Origin of the sequence: uncultured Pseudomonas sp., from assembly GCF_943846705.1 — a bacterium.
Classification (GTDB): Bacteria; Pseudomonadota; Gammaproteobacteria; order Pseudomonadales; family Pseudomonadaceae; genus Aquipseudomonas.
Map to the genome: position 1 here is coordinate 820,683 of NZ_OX044366.1, position 14,377 is coordinate 835,059.

At 59.7% G+C, this 14,377-nt stretch carries 13 protein-coding genes, 1 tRNA gene and 1 pseudogene; 9 read left to right on the plus strand and 6 right to left on the minus strand.

What is annotated here, in order from left to right; translation table 11 throughout:
* Positions 1-64 precede the first annotated feature (64 nt).
* The 3 genes from Q0V31_RS04010 (at position 65) to Q0V31_RS04020 (ending at position 4,312) form a co-directional block, all read left to right on the plus strand.
* Positions 65-1,336, plus strand: a complete 1,272-nt coding sequence (locus Q0V31_RS04010; protein WP_298184720.1) for a YeaH/YhbH family protein — start codon at positions 65-67, stop codon at positions 1,334-1,336.
* Positions 1,333-2,901: a SpoVR family protein gene (locus Q0V31_RS04015; RefSeq protein WP_298184722.1), complete on the plus strand. Its 1,569-nt coding sequence runs from the start codon at positions 1,333-1,335 to the stop codon at positions 2,899-2,901. Before Q0V31_RS04010 ends, Q0V31_RS04015 begins: the two co-directional genes overlap by 4 nt.
* Positions 2,902-3,058: 157 nt before the next feature.
* Complete coding sequence (locus Q0V31_RS04020) at positions 3,059-4,312, plus strand: multifunctional CCA addition/repair protein (protein WP_298184724.1); 1,254 nt, start codon at positions 3,059-3,061, stop codon at positions 4,310-4,312.
* Here the strand turns inward: Q0V31_RS04020 and folK are convergent.
* Positions 4,309-4,845 carry a 2-amino-4-hydroxy-6-hydroxymethyldihydropteridine diphosphokinase gene (folK, locus tag Q0V31_RS04025; RefSeq protein WP_298184726.1) on the minus strand — a complete coding sequence of 179 codons (537 nt, stop codon included), beginning with the start codon at positions 4,843-4,845 and terminating at the stop codon, positions 4,309-4,311. The genes Q0V31_RS04020 and folK overlap by 4 nt on opposite strands.
* The gene (gene folB / locus Q0V31_RS04030) at positions 4,836-5,192 is read right to left on the minus strand and encodes a dihydroneopterin aldolase (RefSeq protein ID WP_090243999.1); all 357 of its coding nucleotides are present in this window, start codon (positions 5,190-5,192) and stop codon (positions 4,836-4,838) included. The genes folK and folB overlap by 10 nt, the downstream gene beginning before the upstream one ends.
* A 73-nt stretch (positions 5,193-5,265) precedes the next feature.
* On the opposite strand from folB, the gene plsY reads away from it, so the two are divergent.
* Positions 5,266-5,835 (plus strand): glycerol-3-phosphate 1-O-acyltransferase PlsY, encoded by a 570-nt coding sequence (gene plsY / locus Q0V31_RS04035; protein WP_298184731.1) that lies wholly within the window; start codon positions 5,266-5,268, stop codon positions 5,833-5,835.
* 45 nt (positions 5,836-5,880) lie between these two features.
* On the opposite strand, the gene tsaD is transcribed toward plsY, so the two are convergent.
* Entirely contained in the window at positions 5,881-6,906 is a 1,026-nt protein-coding gene (gene tsaD, locus Q0V31_RS04040) for a tRNA (adenosine(37)-N6)-threonylcarbamoyltransferase complex transferase subunit TsaD (protein ID WP_298184733.1), read from the minus strand.
* A 206-nt stretch (positions 6,907-7,112) separates the two neighbouring features.
* Between tsaD and rpsU the strand changes: the two genes are divergently transcribed.
* From rpsU to Q0V31_RS04060, 4 genes are all read left to right on the plus strand, one after another.
* The gene (rpsU, locus tag Q0V31_RS04045; protein ID WP_003296736.1) at positions 7,113-7,328 is read left to right on the plus strand and encodes a 30S ribosomal protein S21; all 216 of its coding nucleotides are present in this window, start codon (positions 7,113-7,115) and stop codon (positions 7,326-7,328) included.
* 140 nt (positions 7,329-7,468) lie between these two features.
* A complete protein-coding gene (gene dnaG, locus Q0V31_RS04050; protein ID WP_298184735.1) occupies positions 7,469-9,454 on the plus strand; it encodes a DNA primase in 1,986 nt (661 codons plus the stop codon).
* A gap of 67 nt (positions 9,455-9,521) precedes the next feature.
* Positions 9,522-11,369 (plus strand): RNA polymerase sigma factor RpoD, encoded by a 1,848-nt coding sequence (gene rpoD / locus Q0V31_RS04055; protein ID WP_298184737.1) that lies wholly within the window; start codon positions 9,522-9,524, stop codon positions 11,367-11,369.
* 307 nt (positions 11,370-11,676) lie between these two features.
* Positions 11,677-11,952: a hypothetical protein gene (locus Q0V31_RS04060; RefSeq protein ID WP_298184739.1), complete on the plus strand. Its 276-nt coding sequence runs from the start codon at positions 11,677-11,679 to the stop codon at positions 11,950-11,952.
* Between the two features lie 29 nt (positions 11,953-11,981).
* Here Q0V31_RS04060 and Q0V31_RS04065 read toward each other — a convergent pair.
* From Q0V31_RS04065 to Q0V31_RS04075, 3 genes and pseudogenes are all read right to left on the minus strand, one after another.
* Positions 11,982-12,058: transfer RNA gene (locus Q0V31_RS04065), tRNA-Ile, on the minus strand.
* A gap of 207 nt (positions 12,059-12,265) precedes the next feature.
* Positions 12,266-13,099 (minus strand): annotated as a pseudogene (locus Q0V31_RS04070) (HipA domain-containing protein); the annotation flags it as partial.
* The gene (locus Q0V31_RS04075; protein ID WP_298184741.1) at positions 13,099-13,350 is read right to left on the minus strand and encodes a helix-turn-helix domain-containing protein; all 252 of its coding nucleotides are present in this window, start codon (positions 13,348-13,350) and stop codon (positions 13,099-13,101) included. The gene Q0V31_RS04075 and the pseudogene Q0V31_RS04070, both read right to left, overlap by 1 nt.
* 226 nt (positions 13,351-13,576) lie before the next feature.
* On the opposite strand from Q0V31_RS04075, the gene Q0V31_RS04080 reads away from it, so the two are divergent.
* The gene (locus tag Q0V31_RS04080; protein ID WP_298184743.1) at positions 13,577-14,347 is read left to right on the plus strand and encodes an NERD domain-containing protein; all 771 of its coding nucleotides are present in this window, start codon (positions 13,577-13,579) and stop codon (positions 14,345-14,347) included.
* Positions 14,348-14,377: the final 30 nt, after the last annotated feature.

Consider the following 14,377-nt stretch of genomic DNA (forward strand, 5'->3'; position numbering starts at 1 on the left):
CAGAGTAGATATCAGCCACTCTGCCGTATCCGCGCCTGATGCCTGCAGCGCACGGAGGGCAGTTATGAGCCATGTGATCGACCGACGCCTGAACGGCAAGAACAAGAGCACGGTGAACCGCCAACGTTTCCTGCGGCGTTACCGTGACCACATCAAGAAGGCCGTGGAAGAGGCGGTCGGCCGCCGCTCCATTACCGACATGGAGCACGGCGAGCAAATCAGCATTCCCGGCCGCGACATCGACGAGCCGGTGCTGCACCACGGCCGCGGTGGCCGGCAGACCACCGTGCACCCCGGCAACCGTGAATTCACCACCGGCGAACACATTGCCCGGCCGCAAGGCGGCGGTGGCGGGCAAGGCGCGGGCAAGGCGAGCAACTCCGGGGAAGGCCTGGATGAATTCGTGTTCCAGATCACCCAGGAAGAGTTTCTCGACTTTATGTTCGAGGACCTGGAACTGCCCAACCTGATCAAACGCCACCTAACCGGCAGCGATACGTTTAAAAACGTGCGCGCGGGGATCAGCAACGAAGGCAACCCTTCGCGCATCAATATCGTCCGCACCCTGCGTTCGGCTCACGCCCGACGCATTGCCCTGTCCGGCAGCAGCCGCCACAAACTGAGAGACGCCGAGGCCGAGCTTGAGCGACTCAAACTGGAGCAACCGGACAATCTCGGCGACATTCAGGCGCTTGAAGAAGACATCTGCAAGTGGCGCGCGCGGATCAAGCGGGTGCCGTTCCTCGACACCTTCGACCTCAAGTACAACCTGCTGGTCAAACAACCCAACCCCAGCTCCAAGGCGGTGATGTTCTGCCTGATGGACGTTTCCGGTTCGATGACCCAGTCGACCAAAGACATCGCCAAGCGCTTCTTTATCCTCCTGTACCTGTTCCTCAAGCGCAATTACGACAAGATCGACGTGGTGTTTATCCGCCACCACACCAGCGCCAAAGAGGTCGACGAAGAGGAGTTTTTCTACTCACGCGAGACCGGTGGCACCATCGTCTCCAGCGCCCTGAAATTGATGCAGGAGGTGATGGTCGAGCGCTACCCCGTCAATGAATGGAATATCTATGCCGCCCAAGCCTCGGATGGCGATAACTGGAATGACGATTCGCCGGTGTGTCGGGATATCTTGATCAATCAGATCATGCCGCTTGTGCAGTACTTCACCTACGTGGAAATCACCCCGCGCGAGCACCAGGCGCTGTGGTTCGAGTACGAACAGGTCAGCGAGGCATTCGCCGACACCTTCGCTCAACAGCAATTGGTTTCCGCCGGTGATATCTACCCAGTATTCCGCGACCTGTTCCAGCGGAGGCTTGCCACATGAGCAACAGCCAAGAGAAACGACGCCAACCGATTTCAACGGGCTCGGAGTGGACCTTCGAGCTGATTCGCCAGTACGACCGCGAAATCAGCCGACTGGCCGAACGCTACGCGCTGGACACCTACCCGAACCAGATCGAGCTGATCACCGCCGAACAGATGATGGACGCCTACGCCTCGGTCGGCATGCCGCTGGGCTATCACCACTGGTCCTATGGCAAACACTTCCTCAGCACCGAAAAAGGCTACAAGCGCGGGCAGATGGGCCTGGCCTACGAGATCGTGATCAACTCCGACCCGTGCATCGCCTACCTGATGGAAGAAAACACCATTTGCATGCAGGCCCTGGTGATTGCCCACGCCTGCTACGGCCACAACAGCTTCTTCAAGGGTAACTACCTGTTCCGCACCTGGACCGATGCCAGCTCGATCATCGACTACCTGGTGTTCGCCAAGCAGTACATCATGCAGTGCGAAGAGCGCCACGGCATCGATGCCGTGGAAGACCTGCTCGACTCCTGCCATGCCCTGATGAACTATGGCGTCGACCGCTACAAGCGCCCCTACCCAATCTCCGCCGAGGAAGAACGGCGGCGCATGAAGGACCGTGAAGAACACCTGCAGAAACAGATCAACGACCTCTGGCGCACCATTCCGAAGAGCGCCAGCAAGAACGACGATAAAGACAACACGCGTTTCCCCGCCGAACCGCAGGAAAACATCCTCTACTTCCTGGAAAAACACGCACCGCTGCTGGAACCCTGGCAACGCGAGATCATTCGTATCGTGCGCAAGATCGCCCAATACTTCTACCCGCAACGCCAGACCCAAGTAATGAACGAAGGCTGGGCGACCTTCTGGCACTACACCCTGATGAACGACCTGTACGACGAGGGCCTGGTTACTGAAGGTTTCATGATGGAGTTCCTACAGTCGCACACCAGCGTGGTCTACCAACCACCGTTCGACAGCCCCCATTACAGCGGCATCAACCCCTACACCCTGGGCTTTGCGATGTACCGCGACATCCGCCGGATCTGCGAAGAGCCGACCGAAGAAGATCACCGCTGGTTCCCGGAGATTGCCGGCAGCGACTGGTTGAGCACCGTGAAATTCGCCATGAGCAGCTTCAAGGATGAGAGTTTTATCCTGCAGTACCTGTCACCCAAGGTGATTCGCGACCTCAAGCTGTTCAGCATTCTCGATGACGACCAGAAAGATGAACTCTATGTCCCGGCGATCCACGATGAACCCGGCTACCAGGCCATCCGCGAAACCCTGGCGGCGCAATACAACCTGGGCAACCGTGAGCCCAACGTGCAGATCTGGAGCATCGACCGGCGTGGCGACCGCTCGCTAACCCTGCGCCACCAGCAGCACGAGCGCAAACCGTTGGGTAGTTCGACCGAGGAAGTACTGAAGCACCTGCATCGCCTGTGGGGCTTCAATATCCACCTGGAGATGTACCAAGGCGATCAGCTGATCGGCACCCAGCACGTACCGCCCCAGCATGACGCGGAACAAGGCAGCGACTATCCACGCCTCGACCTGATGATTCCGCCCATTTGAGCGCTTGCCCGCGTTGATGCGGCGCAACCAACCGCCTTAAGCCCCACAATGGGCAAGCCTCGGTGTGGCTTAAGCGGGGAAAATCGTGCTCGACCACGGCACTATCCAGACAACCACGCCAGCCAGCCGTTATGCTTTGCGCAACGGAGGATTTGGCATGCAGATTTACAAAGTGGGCGGCGCAGTACGCGATCGTTTGTTGCACAGACACATCAGTGAAATCGACTGGGTCGTCGTCGGGGCCAGCGCCGAACAGATGCTCGAATTAGGTTATCGCCCGGTCGGTGCCGACTTCCCGGTGTTTCTGCACCCGCAAACCGGCGAGGAGTACGCCCTGGCGCGCACCGAGCGCAAGAGCGGCCACGGCTACGGCGGCTTTACCTTCTTCGCCAGCCCTGAAGTCACCCTGGAAGAAGACCTGATTCGCCGCGACCTCACCGTCAACGCCATGGCTGAAGACGCACAGGGCGCGTTGATCGACCCCTATGGCGGCCAGCACGACCTCGACGCCAAGCTGCTGCGGCATGTCTCCCCGGCCTTTGCCGAAGACCCCCTGCGCGTGCTGCGCGTCGCGCGGTTTGCCGCACGCTACGCGCCGCTGGGCTTCCGTGTGGCCGACGAGACCATGGGCCTGATGCGCGAGCTGAGTGAGTCCGGTGAGTTGACCGCGCTGACGCCCGAGCGCAGCTGGAAGGAAATATCCCGCGCACTGATGGAGCCGCGCCCGGACGTTTTTATCCAGGTGCTGCGTGACTGCGGCGCATTGCGCGTATTGCTGCCTGAAGTCGACTGTCTGTTCGGCATCCCGCAGCCACCTGCCCATCACCCGGAAATCGACACCGGCGTGCATGTCCTCAGCGTGCTGCGCCAGTGCGCCGAGCACCAACAACCGCTGACGGTACGCTGGGCCTGCCTGCTGCATGATGTCGGCAAGGGGCTGACGCCCGAGGCCGAGTGGCCGCGGCATATCGCCCATGAGGTCAAAGGCTTGAAGCTGATCCGCGCGATCAACCAGCGCTGCAAGGCACCCAAGGATTGCCAGGAACTGGCCCTGCAAGTCGGCGAATTCCACACACACGGCCACCGCGCTCTGGAGCTGAAGGCCGCGACCCTGCTCAAGCTGCTGCAAGGCTTCGATGTGTTTCGCCGCCCGCAACGCTTTGAAGAGTTTATCGCCGCCTGCGAAATGGATGCGCGCGGTCGGCTAGGCCTGGAGCAACGCCCCTACCCGCAGGCCGACTATCTGCGCGCCGCCATGCACGCAGCCCGCGCGGTGGCTGTGCCGCCACTGCTGGCGCAGGGGTTCAAGGGCGCGGAACTGGGTGAGGCGTTAAATCGAGAGCGGCTGAATGCACTCAGCGCCTACAAGGCGAACGCTGCCGCGCAACCCATGCCGCACGGAGCTAACTAACAGGCGGGATGCGCCTGGAGCAACTCCGCCGGGGTCAACGGCTGGTCACGCCAGCTGAACGCCACCGGGCACAGCTGCTGCTCAATCTGTGCCGTCTGCCAGAGCTCGGCAAAGCTGCACTGTTGCGCCGGATGCAGAATATCCGGCGCGAGCAGCGAAAGCGGCCAGAGCACAAAGGCATTCTTCAGAATTTCCGCACGCGGCAGAATCAGGCCGTCAAAGTTGCCGACCAGATCGCCATACAGCAATACATCAATGTCCAGCGGCAGGCCTTTGCGTTCTGGCGCATAGCGGCCGTTGTCGGCTTCGATAAATTTCAGCCGCCGGTCCAGATCCGCCAGCGACAGCTCGCTGTAACCGGCCACCACGAGATTGAAGAACGGCCCGCTCTTGATGCCTACCGCCTGACTTTCGAATACCGGCGAGCAACGCATCTCGCGCAATAAATCGGCAACGGCTTCGAGCCCGGCATGCAGGTGCGCCTCGCGCTCGATATTGCTACCCAGCCCCAAAAAAACCCGAGTTAGCGACATCCGCGCTCGATCTCCACACCAACACCGCCACTGGCTGCGGGTACCGCGCCAGGCTTGGTCAGCTTGAGGCGTACCCAAGGGATATGGAATTCGCTCATCAGCACCTGCACCAGACGCTCGGCAAAGGTTTCCACCAAGATGAATTGCGACTCGCTGGCAAACGCCTGAATACGCTGCGATACGCTGGCGTAATCCAGCGCTTTGTCCAGCTCATCGCCGGCCGCCGCTGGACGGTTATCCCAGCCCAGATACAGGTCCAAACGCAAACATTGGCGAATGGTCCGCTCCCAGTCGTAGGCACCAATCACCGTATCGACTTCCAGACCCTCGATAAAAACTGTGTCCAAGCACGCTCTCCGCGGCACGACAAGGCTGTCGCACCTAGTTAGAATCAGGGCTCCCTTGCCCGGAATGGATACCATGTTTTGGCTGCTGGCGACCCTCGCCTACCTGCTCGGCTCGTTGTCCTTTGCCATTCTGCTCAGCCGCCTGGCCGGCGGACCCGATCCGCGCGCCAGCGGTTCAGGCAACCCCGGTGCCACCAATATGTTCCGGCTAGCTGGCAGACGCCTGGCCATCCTGACGCTGATCGGTGACCTGCTCAAGGGCCTACTACCGGTGTTGATCGCCAACCTGCTCGACTTCAGCTTGCAGCAGCAAGCCTGGATCGGTTTAGCCGCGATCATCGGCCACATGTACCCGTTGTACTTTAACTTCCATGGCGGCAAAGGCGTCGCCACGGCTGCCGGCATGCTACTGGGCCTGTATCCGCCCGCCGCCTTGCTGGCGATTGCCGCGTGGCTGCTGACCTTCATCCTGACCCGGACCAGCTCACTGGCGGCCCTGATTGCCACACCACTGACGCTGCCACTGTTAGCCTGGCAACAACCCGCGGCGCTTATCCCGGTCTGTGTACTGACCGGGCTGATTGTCTGGCGGCACCGGAGCAATTTACGCGATCTTTATGCCGGCCGTGAGCGGCATTTCTAAACCCGCACGCTGAACCCAGCTCTTCACCCGAGCAGCGCGCCATACTTACAGCCCCGGAAGTTGCTCCATCGGCCAACGCGCCTGCACCTTGATACTCAAATCCTCATGCTGCCCCGCCAGCAAACGCTGGCAACCCGCGTAGGCGATCATCGCGCCGTTATCGGTGCAGAATGCCGGGCGCGCGTAGAACACTTCGCCCTTCAGCTCAGCGAGCATTTTCTCCAGCGACTGACGCAGCGCCTGGTTGGCGCTCACTCCGCCGGCGATTACCAGATTATTCAACCCGGTTTGCTTAAGCGCACGCTTGCACTTGATGGTGAGGGTATCGACCACCGCCTGCTGGAACGCCAAGGCGATGTCGCAGCGGGTCTGCTCGGAGTTGTCGCCTGCGGCCTGGCACTGCTGCCAAGTATTCAGGGTAAAGGTCTTCAGGCCGCTGAAGCTGAACTCCAGCCCGGGCCGGTCGGTCATCGGCCGGGGGAACTTGAAGCGCCCTGGCGTGCCGTTCAGCGCCAACTTGGCAATTTCCGGCCCGCCCGGGTATTGCAGACCCATCAGTTTGGCCGTCTTGTCGAACGCCTCACCGGCCGCATCGTCAAGCGACTCACCGAGCAGCTGGTAAAGGCCGATACCATCGACGCGCACCAACTGGGTATGGCCGCCTGACACCAACAAAGCGACGAACGGAAAAGCCGGTGGCTGCTCCTCCAGCATCGGTGCCAGCAAATGACCTTCCATGTGGTGCACGCCGAGCGCCGGGATGCCCCAGGCGAACGCTAACGCCTGCGCACAGGAAGCGCCGACCAGCAGCGCGCCAACCAGGCCGGGGCCCGCGGTATAGGCGATCGCATCGATGTCTAAGTTGCGCTTGCCAGCTTCCTCGAGCACCTCGCGGATCAGTGGCAGCATGCGTTTGACGTGATCGCGCGAAGCCAACTCCGGCACCACGCCACCATAAACGCGGTGCAGATCAATCTGGCTGAACAGCGCATCGGCCAGCAGACCACGCTCGCTGTCGTAGAGCGCGACACCGGTTTCATCGCAAGAGGTTTCCAATCCCAGAACCAGCATGGGCTGTGCCTTTGTAGTAGAGTGTGCAACTTCGAAGGCGCGCATGATAATGGCGGCTACCGCACGCCGGCCAGCGCTTTTCGATCAGAGGCTTTGCATTCCTCGTGATGAGGCGGTAACATCCGCAACCCTTAAAAACTACGTTCTCCAGCGCCATCTGCCAGGAGTAACGTTACTCACCGGTAATGAAAGAAGGTACGCCCTGGATGCCAGCCGTCAAAGTTAAAGAGAACGAACCCTTCGACGTAGCTCTGCGTCGTTTCAAGCGCTCCTGTGAAAAAGCCGGTGTTCTGGCTGAAGTTCGCAGCCGTGAATTCTACGAGAAGCCGACTTCCGAGCGTAAGCGCAAGGCAGCAGCCGCTGTTAAGCGTCACGCCAAGAAAGTGCAGCGCGAACAGCGCCGCAGCGTTCGCCTGTACTAATCAGTACAAGCAGCGCCTGATACCCGGCTTCGGCCGGGTTTCGCTTTTAGACTCCGCGTAACCTTCGGGTGACGATCGGAGTCTTTTAGTTTTTGCCCATACCTGTTCTGCCTCAGCGCATGACAGTATTCTGAGCGCCTATGGCCGGCCTGATCCCGCAGTCTTTTATCGATGACCTACTCAACCGCACCGACATCGTCGACGTGGTTGCTTCGCGCATCCAGCTGAAAAAGGCCGGCAAGAATTACACCGCCTGCTGCCCTTTCCACAAAGAAAAGACCCCCTCGTTCAGCGTCAGCCCGGACAAACAGTTCTATTACTGCTTTGGCTGCGGCGCGGGCGGCAACGCCTTGGGCTTTGTCATGGACCACGACCAACTGGATTTTCCCCAGGCAATCGAGGACCTGGCCAAGCGCGCCGGCATGGAAGTGCCACGCGAGGAAGGCGGACGCAATAACAAACCGCGCCAGCCCACCGACTCACCGCTGTACCCGCTACTGACTGCTGCCGCCGAGTTCTACAAGCAGGCATTGAAAGGCCACCCGCAACGCAAAGCAGCTATCGACTACCTAAAAGGCCGCGGCCTCTCAGGCGAAATCGCCCGCGATTTCGGCATGGGCTTCGCCCCACCCGGCTGGGACAACCTGCTCAAGCACCTGGCCAGCGACAGCCTGCAGCAGAAGGCCATGATCGACGCCGGCCTGCTGATTGAAAACGCCGACAATCCGGAAAAAGTTAAGCGCTACGACCGCTTCCGCGACCGCATCATGTTCCCCATTCGCGACAGCCGTGGCCGCGTCATCGCCTTTGGCGGCCGCGTGCTCGGCGACGAAAAACCCAAATACCTGAACTCCCCGGAAACCCCGGTATTCCACAAAGGCCAGGAACTCTACGGCCTGTTCGAAGCACGCAAACATAACCGCGACCTCGACGAGATCATGGTAGTCGAAGGCTATATGGACGTTATCGCCCTAGCCCAACAAGGCCTGCGCAATGCCGTCGCCACGCTCGGCACCGCCACCAGCGAAGAACACCTCAAGCGCCTGTTCCGCGTCGTACCGAGCGTACTGTTCTGTTTCGATGGCGACGCCGCCGGTCGCAACGCCGCCTGGCGCGCCCTGGAAGCCACCTTGCCGAGCCTGCAAGACGGCCGCCGCGCACGCTTTCTGTTCCTGCCCGACGGCGAAGACCCCGACACCCTGGTACGCAGCGAGGGCACCGACGCCTTTCGCGCCCGCATCAATCAACACGCCCAACCACTGGCCGATTACTTCTTCCAACAGCTCAGCGAAGAAGCCGACCCGCGCTCCCTGGAAGGCAAAGCGCACCTGATGACCCTGGCCGCACCGCTGATCGACAAGATCCCCGGCAACAACCTGCGCGCCCTGATGCGCCAGCGCCTGAGCGAGATCACCGGCCTGTCCGGCGAAGCCATGCAGCAGATGACCCCGGCCGCGCACAGCAGCCAACTCAGCCACAGCAGCGCACCACCCAGCGACTACCCGGACTACACCAGTATTCCCGACAGCGCCTATTACGATGTCGAGCCAAGCCGCAACGAATACGAAAATCCCAGCCCCGCACCCGAGCTCGAGCGCAATAAAAGCAAAGGCAACTGGAAGAAAGACGGCGGCAAGTGGAGCAAGAAAGGCCAGGGCGAATTCGCGCCGCGCGCACCACGCACCGCCGTCAGCGTCGAGTCGCCACATCTGAGCGCCTTACGCACCCTGCTGCACCACCCACAATTGGCGCAGAAGGTCGAAGATGTCAGTCATTTTGCCGGCGAAGACGACACCTACGCGCAACTACTGGTCGCCCTGCTCGGCGCCCTGCAAAAGAATCCCAATATGCGCTCGCTGCAACTGATCGCCCGCTGGCACGGAACCGAGCAGGGGCGTTTATTACGCGCCCTGGCAGAAAAGGAATGGCTAATTTCAGCCGATAACCTTGAACAACAGTTTTTCGACACTATAACTAGTCTAGTAGCCCGCCAACGCGAGCGCAGCTTGGAACATTTGCTGCGCAAAGCCCGTCAAAGTGAGTTGAGCGCAGAAGAGAAAGACCAGCTGCGCAACTTGCTGAGCCGTAATGCGTCACCGGTAATCCCAAGCCCAACTGGCGCTTAGGGGAAGTACTCGGGTATAATCCGCGGCTTGTTTTTTGCCCGCCAAGACCTTCAGTGGATAGGGTGTTATGTCCGGAAAAGCGCAACAGCAGTCTCGTATCAAAGAGTTGATCACACTAGGTCGTGAGCAGGGTTACCTGACTTACGCCGAGGTCAACGACCACCTGCCGGAAGATATTTCTGATCCGGAACAGGTGGAAGACATCATCCGCATGATTAACGACATGGGGATCAACGTATTCGAGGTTGCGCCAGATAAGGATTCTCTTATGCTGGCCGACGCCGACACCGACGAGGCAGCCGCTGAAGAAGCAGCTGCCGCGCTGGCTGCGGTTGAGACGGATATCGGCCGCACGACGGACCCGGTGCGCATGTATATGCGCGAAATGGGTACCGTGGAATTGCTGACCCGCGAAGGCGAGATCGAAATCGCCAAACGCATCGAGGAAGGCATCCGTGAAGTGATGGGCGCTATCGCTCATTTCCCCGGCACTGTCGACAGCATTCTTGCCGAATACACCCGTGTCACCACCGACGGTGGTCGCCTGGTTGAAGTCTTCAACGGTTATATCGACCCGGACGATGGTATCGCCCCGGCCGAAACAGCCGCGCCTGTGCCCGCCAAAGACGGCGACGCTGATAAAGACAGCGACGACGACGATAGCGATGACAGTGACGACGAGGAAGAAGAAGAAGGCGACGGCGGTCCGGATCCTGAAGAGGCCCTGCGCCGCTTCACCGCGATTGGCGAAGCCCTCGAGCTTGCCAAGAAAGCCCTGAAGAAGCATGGCCGCGACAGTAAGCAAGGCATTGCCGCGCTGAAAGAAATGGCCGAGCTGTTCATGCCGATCAAGCTGATCCCCAAGCAGTACGAAGCGCTGGTTGTGCGTGTGCGTAGCTCCCTTGAGCGCCTGCGCGCCCAAGAACGCGCCATCATGCAGCTCTGCGTTCGTGATGCGCGGATGCCACGTGCCGACTTCCTGCGCCTGTTCCCAGGCAATGAAATCGACCCCGAGTGGTCTACCGGCCTCGCCAAAGGCAAAGCCAAGTACGCAGAAGCCATCGGTAACCTGCAAGGCGACATCCAGCGCTGCCAGCAAAAGCTGTCTGCCTTGGAAGCCGAGTGCGAGCTGACCCTGGCTGAGATCAAGGACATCAACCGTCGCATGTCGATCGGTGAGGCCAAGGCCCGCCGCGCGAAGAAAGAGATGGTTGAAGCCAACTTGCGTCTGGTGATCTCGATCGCCAAGAAGTACACCAACCGTGGCCTGCAGTTCCTCGACCTGATTCAAGAGGGCAACATCGGCCTGATGAAGGCGGTGGACAAGTTTGAATACCGCCGCGGCTACAAATTCTCGACTTATGCCACCTGGTGGATCCGTCAGGCGATCACTCGCTCGATCGCCGACCAGGCCCGCACCATTCGTATTCCGGTGCACATGATCGAGACGATCAACAAGCTCAACCGTATTTCCCGGCAGATGCTGCAGGAAATGGGCCGCGAACCGACCCCGGAAGAGCTGGGCGAACGCATGGAAATGCCTGAGGACAAGATCCGCAAGGTATTGAAGATCGCTAAAGAGCCGATCTCCATGGAAACCCCGATCGGTGATGACGAAGACTCCCATCTGGGTGACTTCATCGAAGACTCGACCATGCAGTCGCCAATCGATGTCGCCACTGTAGAGAGCCTTAAAGAAGCGACCCGCGATGTACTCTCCGGCCTCACTGCACGTGAAGCCAAGGTACTGCGCATGCGCTTCGGCATCGACATGAATACCGACCACACCCTTGAGGAGGTTGGTAAACAGTTCGACGTAACCCGCGAGCGGATTCGTCAGATCGAAGCCAAGGCGCTGCGCAAGCTGCGCCACCCGACGAGAAGCGAGCATCTGCGCTCCTTCCTCGACGAGTAACACCAAAACCCCCGGCCCTGCCGGGGGTTTTGCATTCTGGGCATCCAACAAAACCAACCAGACGGGCCTACACGCCCCCACTGCCCGCCAAACGAGCCACCCCATGCTGCAACCCTCCCCCAGGCGCACCCTGCACTGTTTGGCTTACTTGGACTATTGGGCGCACTGCTGATCATCTTCAGCATCCTGCGCATCAACCACCGCCTATGCAGCAAAGTGCTTAACCACACCTTATTGGAAGGTGAGCGGCGCAACAGCGAGCAGCACTATCACGCCTGGTGTAAACCTGAATGCCAGCGCCTGGCAAATGGACCCGAACGACCTGCGCTTTAGCCGCGATGATTGCAGCGCAGAGGGCGGCCATGACGTATTTGCCCAGATGGCTGATCAGTTGCTGGGGTTTGCTGACTTCGGCACGCTGGGTGGTCGGCTGCTTGGGCGGGCTGACTTCACTGAGGTCGCGTTTCAGCGCCATTTCCAAGGTCATGCATTCGCAGCCGCTGCGCTGGATGCACCCGCCCCGACCATTTCGCCTGCGGTGCGGCGTACCCAGCCTTCGGCGTCGCGCTTGCTGCAGACATGAAAAAGCCGCGCAGTGCGCGGCTTTGGAGTTGGTGGGCCCACACGGACTCGAACCGTGGACCAAAGGATTATGAGTCCTCTGCTCTAACCAACTGAGCTATGGGCCCTCAGAAGCCGGCGGATTATAACGGGGCCTTCTCGCTAGCGCCAACCGAATGGCGCGGGGTGAGGAAGTTTTGTGCGATGGCTTCGCTATGGATGGCGCGGCTGATGATAAACCCTGGGCCTGTTCGCAGCTTTTGGCGGCCAGGAACAGCTCCTGGCCTTTGGCTTCTATGGCCTGCATCCTCGGGGTGCTGCGGGCGCTCGATAAAAGTGACCATAGCGAATAGCTGCGCCAAGGAGCCCTGCACGTGCTCAGGTGGGCGGTACATACGGATGGCCTTGGCGATGGCCGAATAGCTCTTGCTGTACTTCTGCTCCGCAGCCAACCCCATCAGTGCCGCCATGTCCTCAAAGCCGATCGGGTTCAGCTGTTCATCTCGGTCAAAGCGGCGCATCACGAACAGCTTGGCGTTATCGGACAGATAGAACTCCGGCACTGCAATGCCCGCTTCCTTTGCTACAGACATGCAAAGGAACTCATTGATTGCCAGCCCCGGAAATTCATCCCGACCGCTCTTGATGATCAAGTCAGAAGTTTTCGAGGTGAAGCGCTGTGGCGCGGAATCCTGATGCTCTGGCACCAGTACTTTGGGCTGCACGCCCGATATACCGGCGCGCAGGATGTAGCGATCCACCAGGCCAACAAAAATATCCTCTGCACCATCCCAGGCCAGTATTTCTTCCAGCTTTTCGCCAGGGAACTGCTGACGTGCCAGCAGCGCATCAACCTCAGGCGAGCTGACCGCCACCCGCCCGATAGGCGAACTGCTGCCAGACAGTGCCAGCAACAGCATTGGATCAACGTTTGCTACCTTGGCCAGACGGTTGCGCAGCTGCTCCAGGACGTAGCCTTCCGGCAGGTTCATCTGGAAAATTGGGTGCAGTTCCCGATGGCGGTATTCATCCAGGCGCACCGGCATCAGCAAACTGATTGCTGCACGCGCCTTTGCATCCTCGTGGTAACGGAACAAATAGTCCCCGGCGCTGGTCAGGATCTTCCCGCTCTCGCCTTGTGGAGTTGCAACGTGCAGCACGGCTGGCATCAATCGAATACTCCATGGATTTCATCCAGCGTGGGCATGGCTGCCGACACCACAGTGAGCTCAGCGTCGAGGGCAGCCAGCACGCGTGCATAGGCCATCATCCCCACCGAGAGGTCGCCCTTCTCGATAGCGATAACCTTTTGCCGGGTAATGCCAGCCAGGGAAGCGAGCGCGGCCTGAGTTAGCCCGCGATTTAAGCGACGTTGCCGAAGCTGCTCACCGAGGCGTTGCGTGATTAGGGAATAGTCCATGTCATGAATACGTTACTAAATTGATTGAATGTAACGTATACCTGACCCAGCAGAAAATCAACGTCGCAGCGGTTACTCAGCCAGGGATGCGCTAAAGGGTTTGTGAGCCGAATAGCCTGACTATTCGGCTCACGCAATAAGCCGAATGTCGTCGTTGAATACGTTCGTCCAATTACGCTTAGTTTCGGTACTATCCGGTTAACTCAGGATTACTGCAGGTTGAGAAATGGACTTCACCCCTGTCATCGCCCAGGTCTGGGGCATGCTGGCTTGGCTTATCCCAGGCGTATTGCTGATCGGCCTGCTCAAGTCGCCTTGGGCCAAGGGCTATATTGGCGAACTGCTGGTACGTCTGTTCGCTCACTTCCAGCTGTATAAGCAGACCTACCGCCGCCTGCACAACGTCACCCTGAGCACGCCAGACGGCACCACGCAGATCGACCACGTCTTCCTCTCCCCCTACGGCATCTTCGTGCTGGAAACGAAGAACATGAGCGGCTGGATCTTCGGCAGCGAGAAGCAGGCGCAGTGGACGCAGAAGCTCTACAAACGCACGTTCAAATTCCAGAACCCGCTGCGGCAGAACTACAAACACCTCAAAGCGCTGGAAGCCACCCTTGACGTAAACCCCGAGCACCTGCACTCGGTCATCACCTTTGTCGGCGGCAGCACCTTCAAAACCGAAGTGCCGGCCAACGTGACCCAGGGCATCGGCTTTATCCGTTATATCCAATCATTCCAGCAGCCGGTATTCAGCGCGGCTGAAGTCGACGCCATGCTGCACGCCCTGCAAACCGGCCGCCGCGCGCCGGCCCTCGCCACCCATCGTAAGCACGTGCAAAACCTTAAGCGCCGTAGCGATCCAACAGCCGAGCGGCAATGTCCGAAATGTGGGAGCGCGCTGCTGATTCGCACCGTGAAATCAGGGGCGAAATTGGGGCAGCAGTTTTGGGGCTGCTCGGGGTTTCCCAAGTGCCGAACGATGCAGATTCTTTGAGAGGTAGAGCGGTGAGACGATCAAGATGGT

Bases quoted from the DNA above. Each gene is read 5' to 3' on its own strand.
- Q0V31_RS04010 (WP_298184720.1), top strand. From the start codon at position 65: ATGAGCCATGTGATCGACCGACGCCTGAACGGCAAGAACAAGAGCACG.
- Q0V31_RS04015 (WP_298184722.1), top strand. From the start codon at position 1,333: ATGAGCAACAGCCAAGAGAAACGACGCCAACCGATTTCAACGGGCTCG.
- Q0V31_RS04020 (WP_298184724.1), top strand. From the start codon at position 3,059: ATGCAGATTTACAAAGTGGGCGGCGCAGTACGCGATCGTTTGTTGCAC.
- folK (WP_298184726.1), bottom strand. From the start codon at position 4,845: ATGTCGCTAACTCGGGTTTTTTTGGGGCTGGGTAGCAATATCGAGCGC.
- plsY (WP_298184731.1), top strand. From the start codon at position 5,266: ATGTTTTGGCTGCTGGCGACCCTCGCCTACCTGCTCGGCTCGTTGTCC.
- tsaD (WP_298184733.1), bottom strand. From the start codon at position 6,906: ATGCTGGTTCTGGGATTGGAAACCTCTTGCGATGAAACCGGTGTCGCG.
- rpsU (WP_003296736.1), top strand. From the start codon at position 7,113: ATGCCAGCCGTCAAAGTTAAAGAGAACGAACCCTTCGACGTAGCTCTG.
- dnaG (WP_298184735.1), top strand. From the start codon at position 7,469: ATGGCCGGCCTGATCCCGCAGTCTTTTATCGATGACCTACTCAACCGC.
- rpoD (WP_298184737.1), top strand. From the start codon at position 9,522: ATGTCCGGAAAAGCGCAACAGCAGTCTCGTATCAAAGAGTTGATCACA.
- Q0V31_RS04060 (WP_298184739.1), top strand. From the start codon at position 11,677: ATGGACCCGAACGACCTGCGCTTTAGCCGCGATGATTGCAGCGCAGAG.
- Q0V31_RS04075 (WP_298184741.1), bottom strand. From the start codon at position 13,350: ATGGACTATTCCCTAATCACGCAACGCCTCGGTGAGCAGCTTCGGCAA.
- Q0V31_RS04080 (WP_298184743.1), top strand. From the start codon at position 13,577: ATGGACTTCACCCCTGTCATCGCCCAGGTCTGGGGCATGCTGGCTTGG.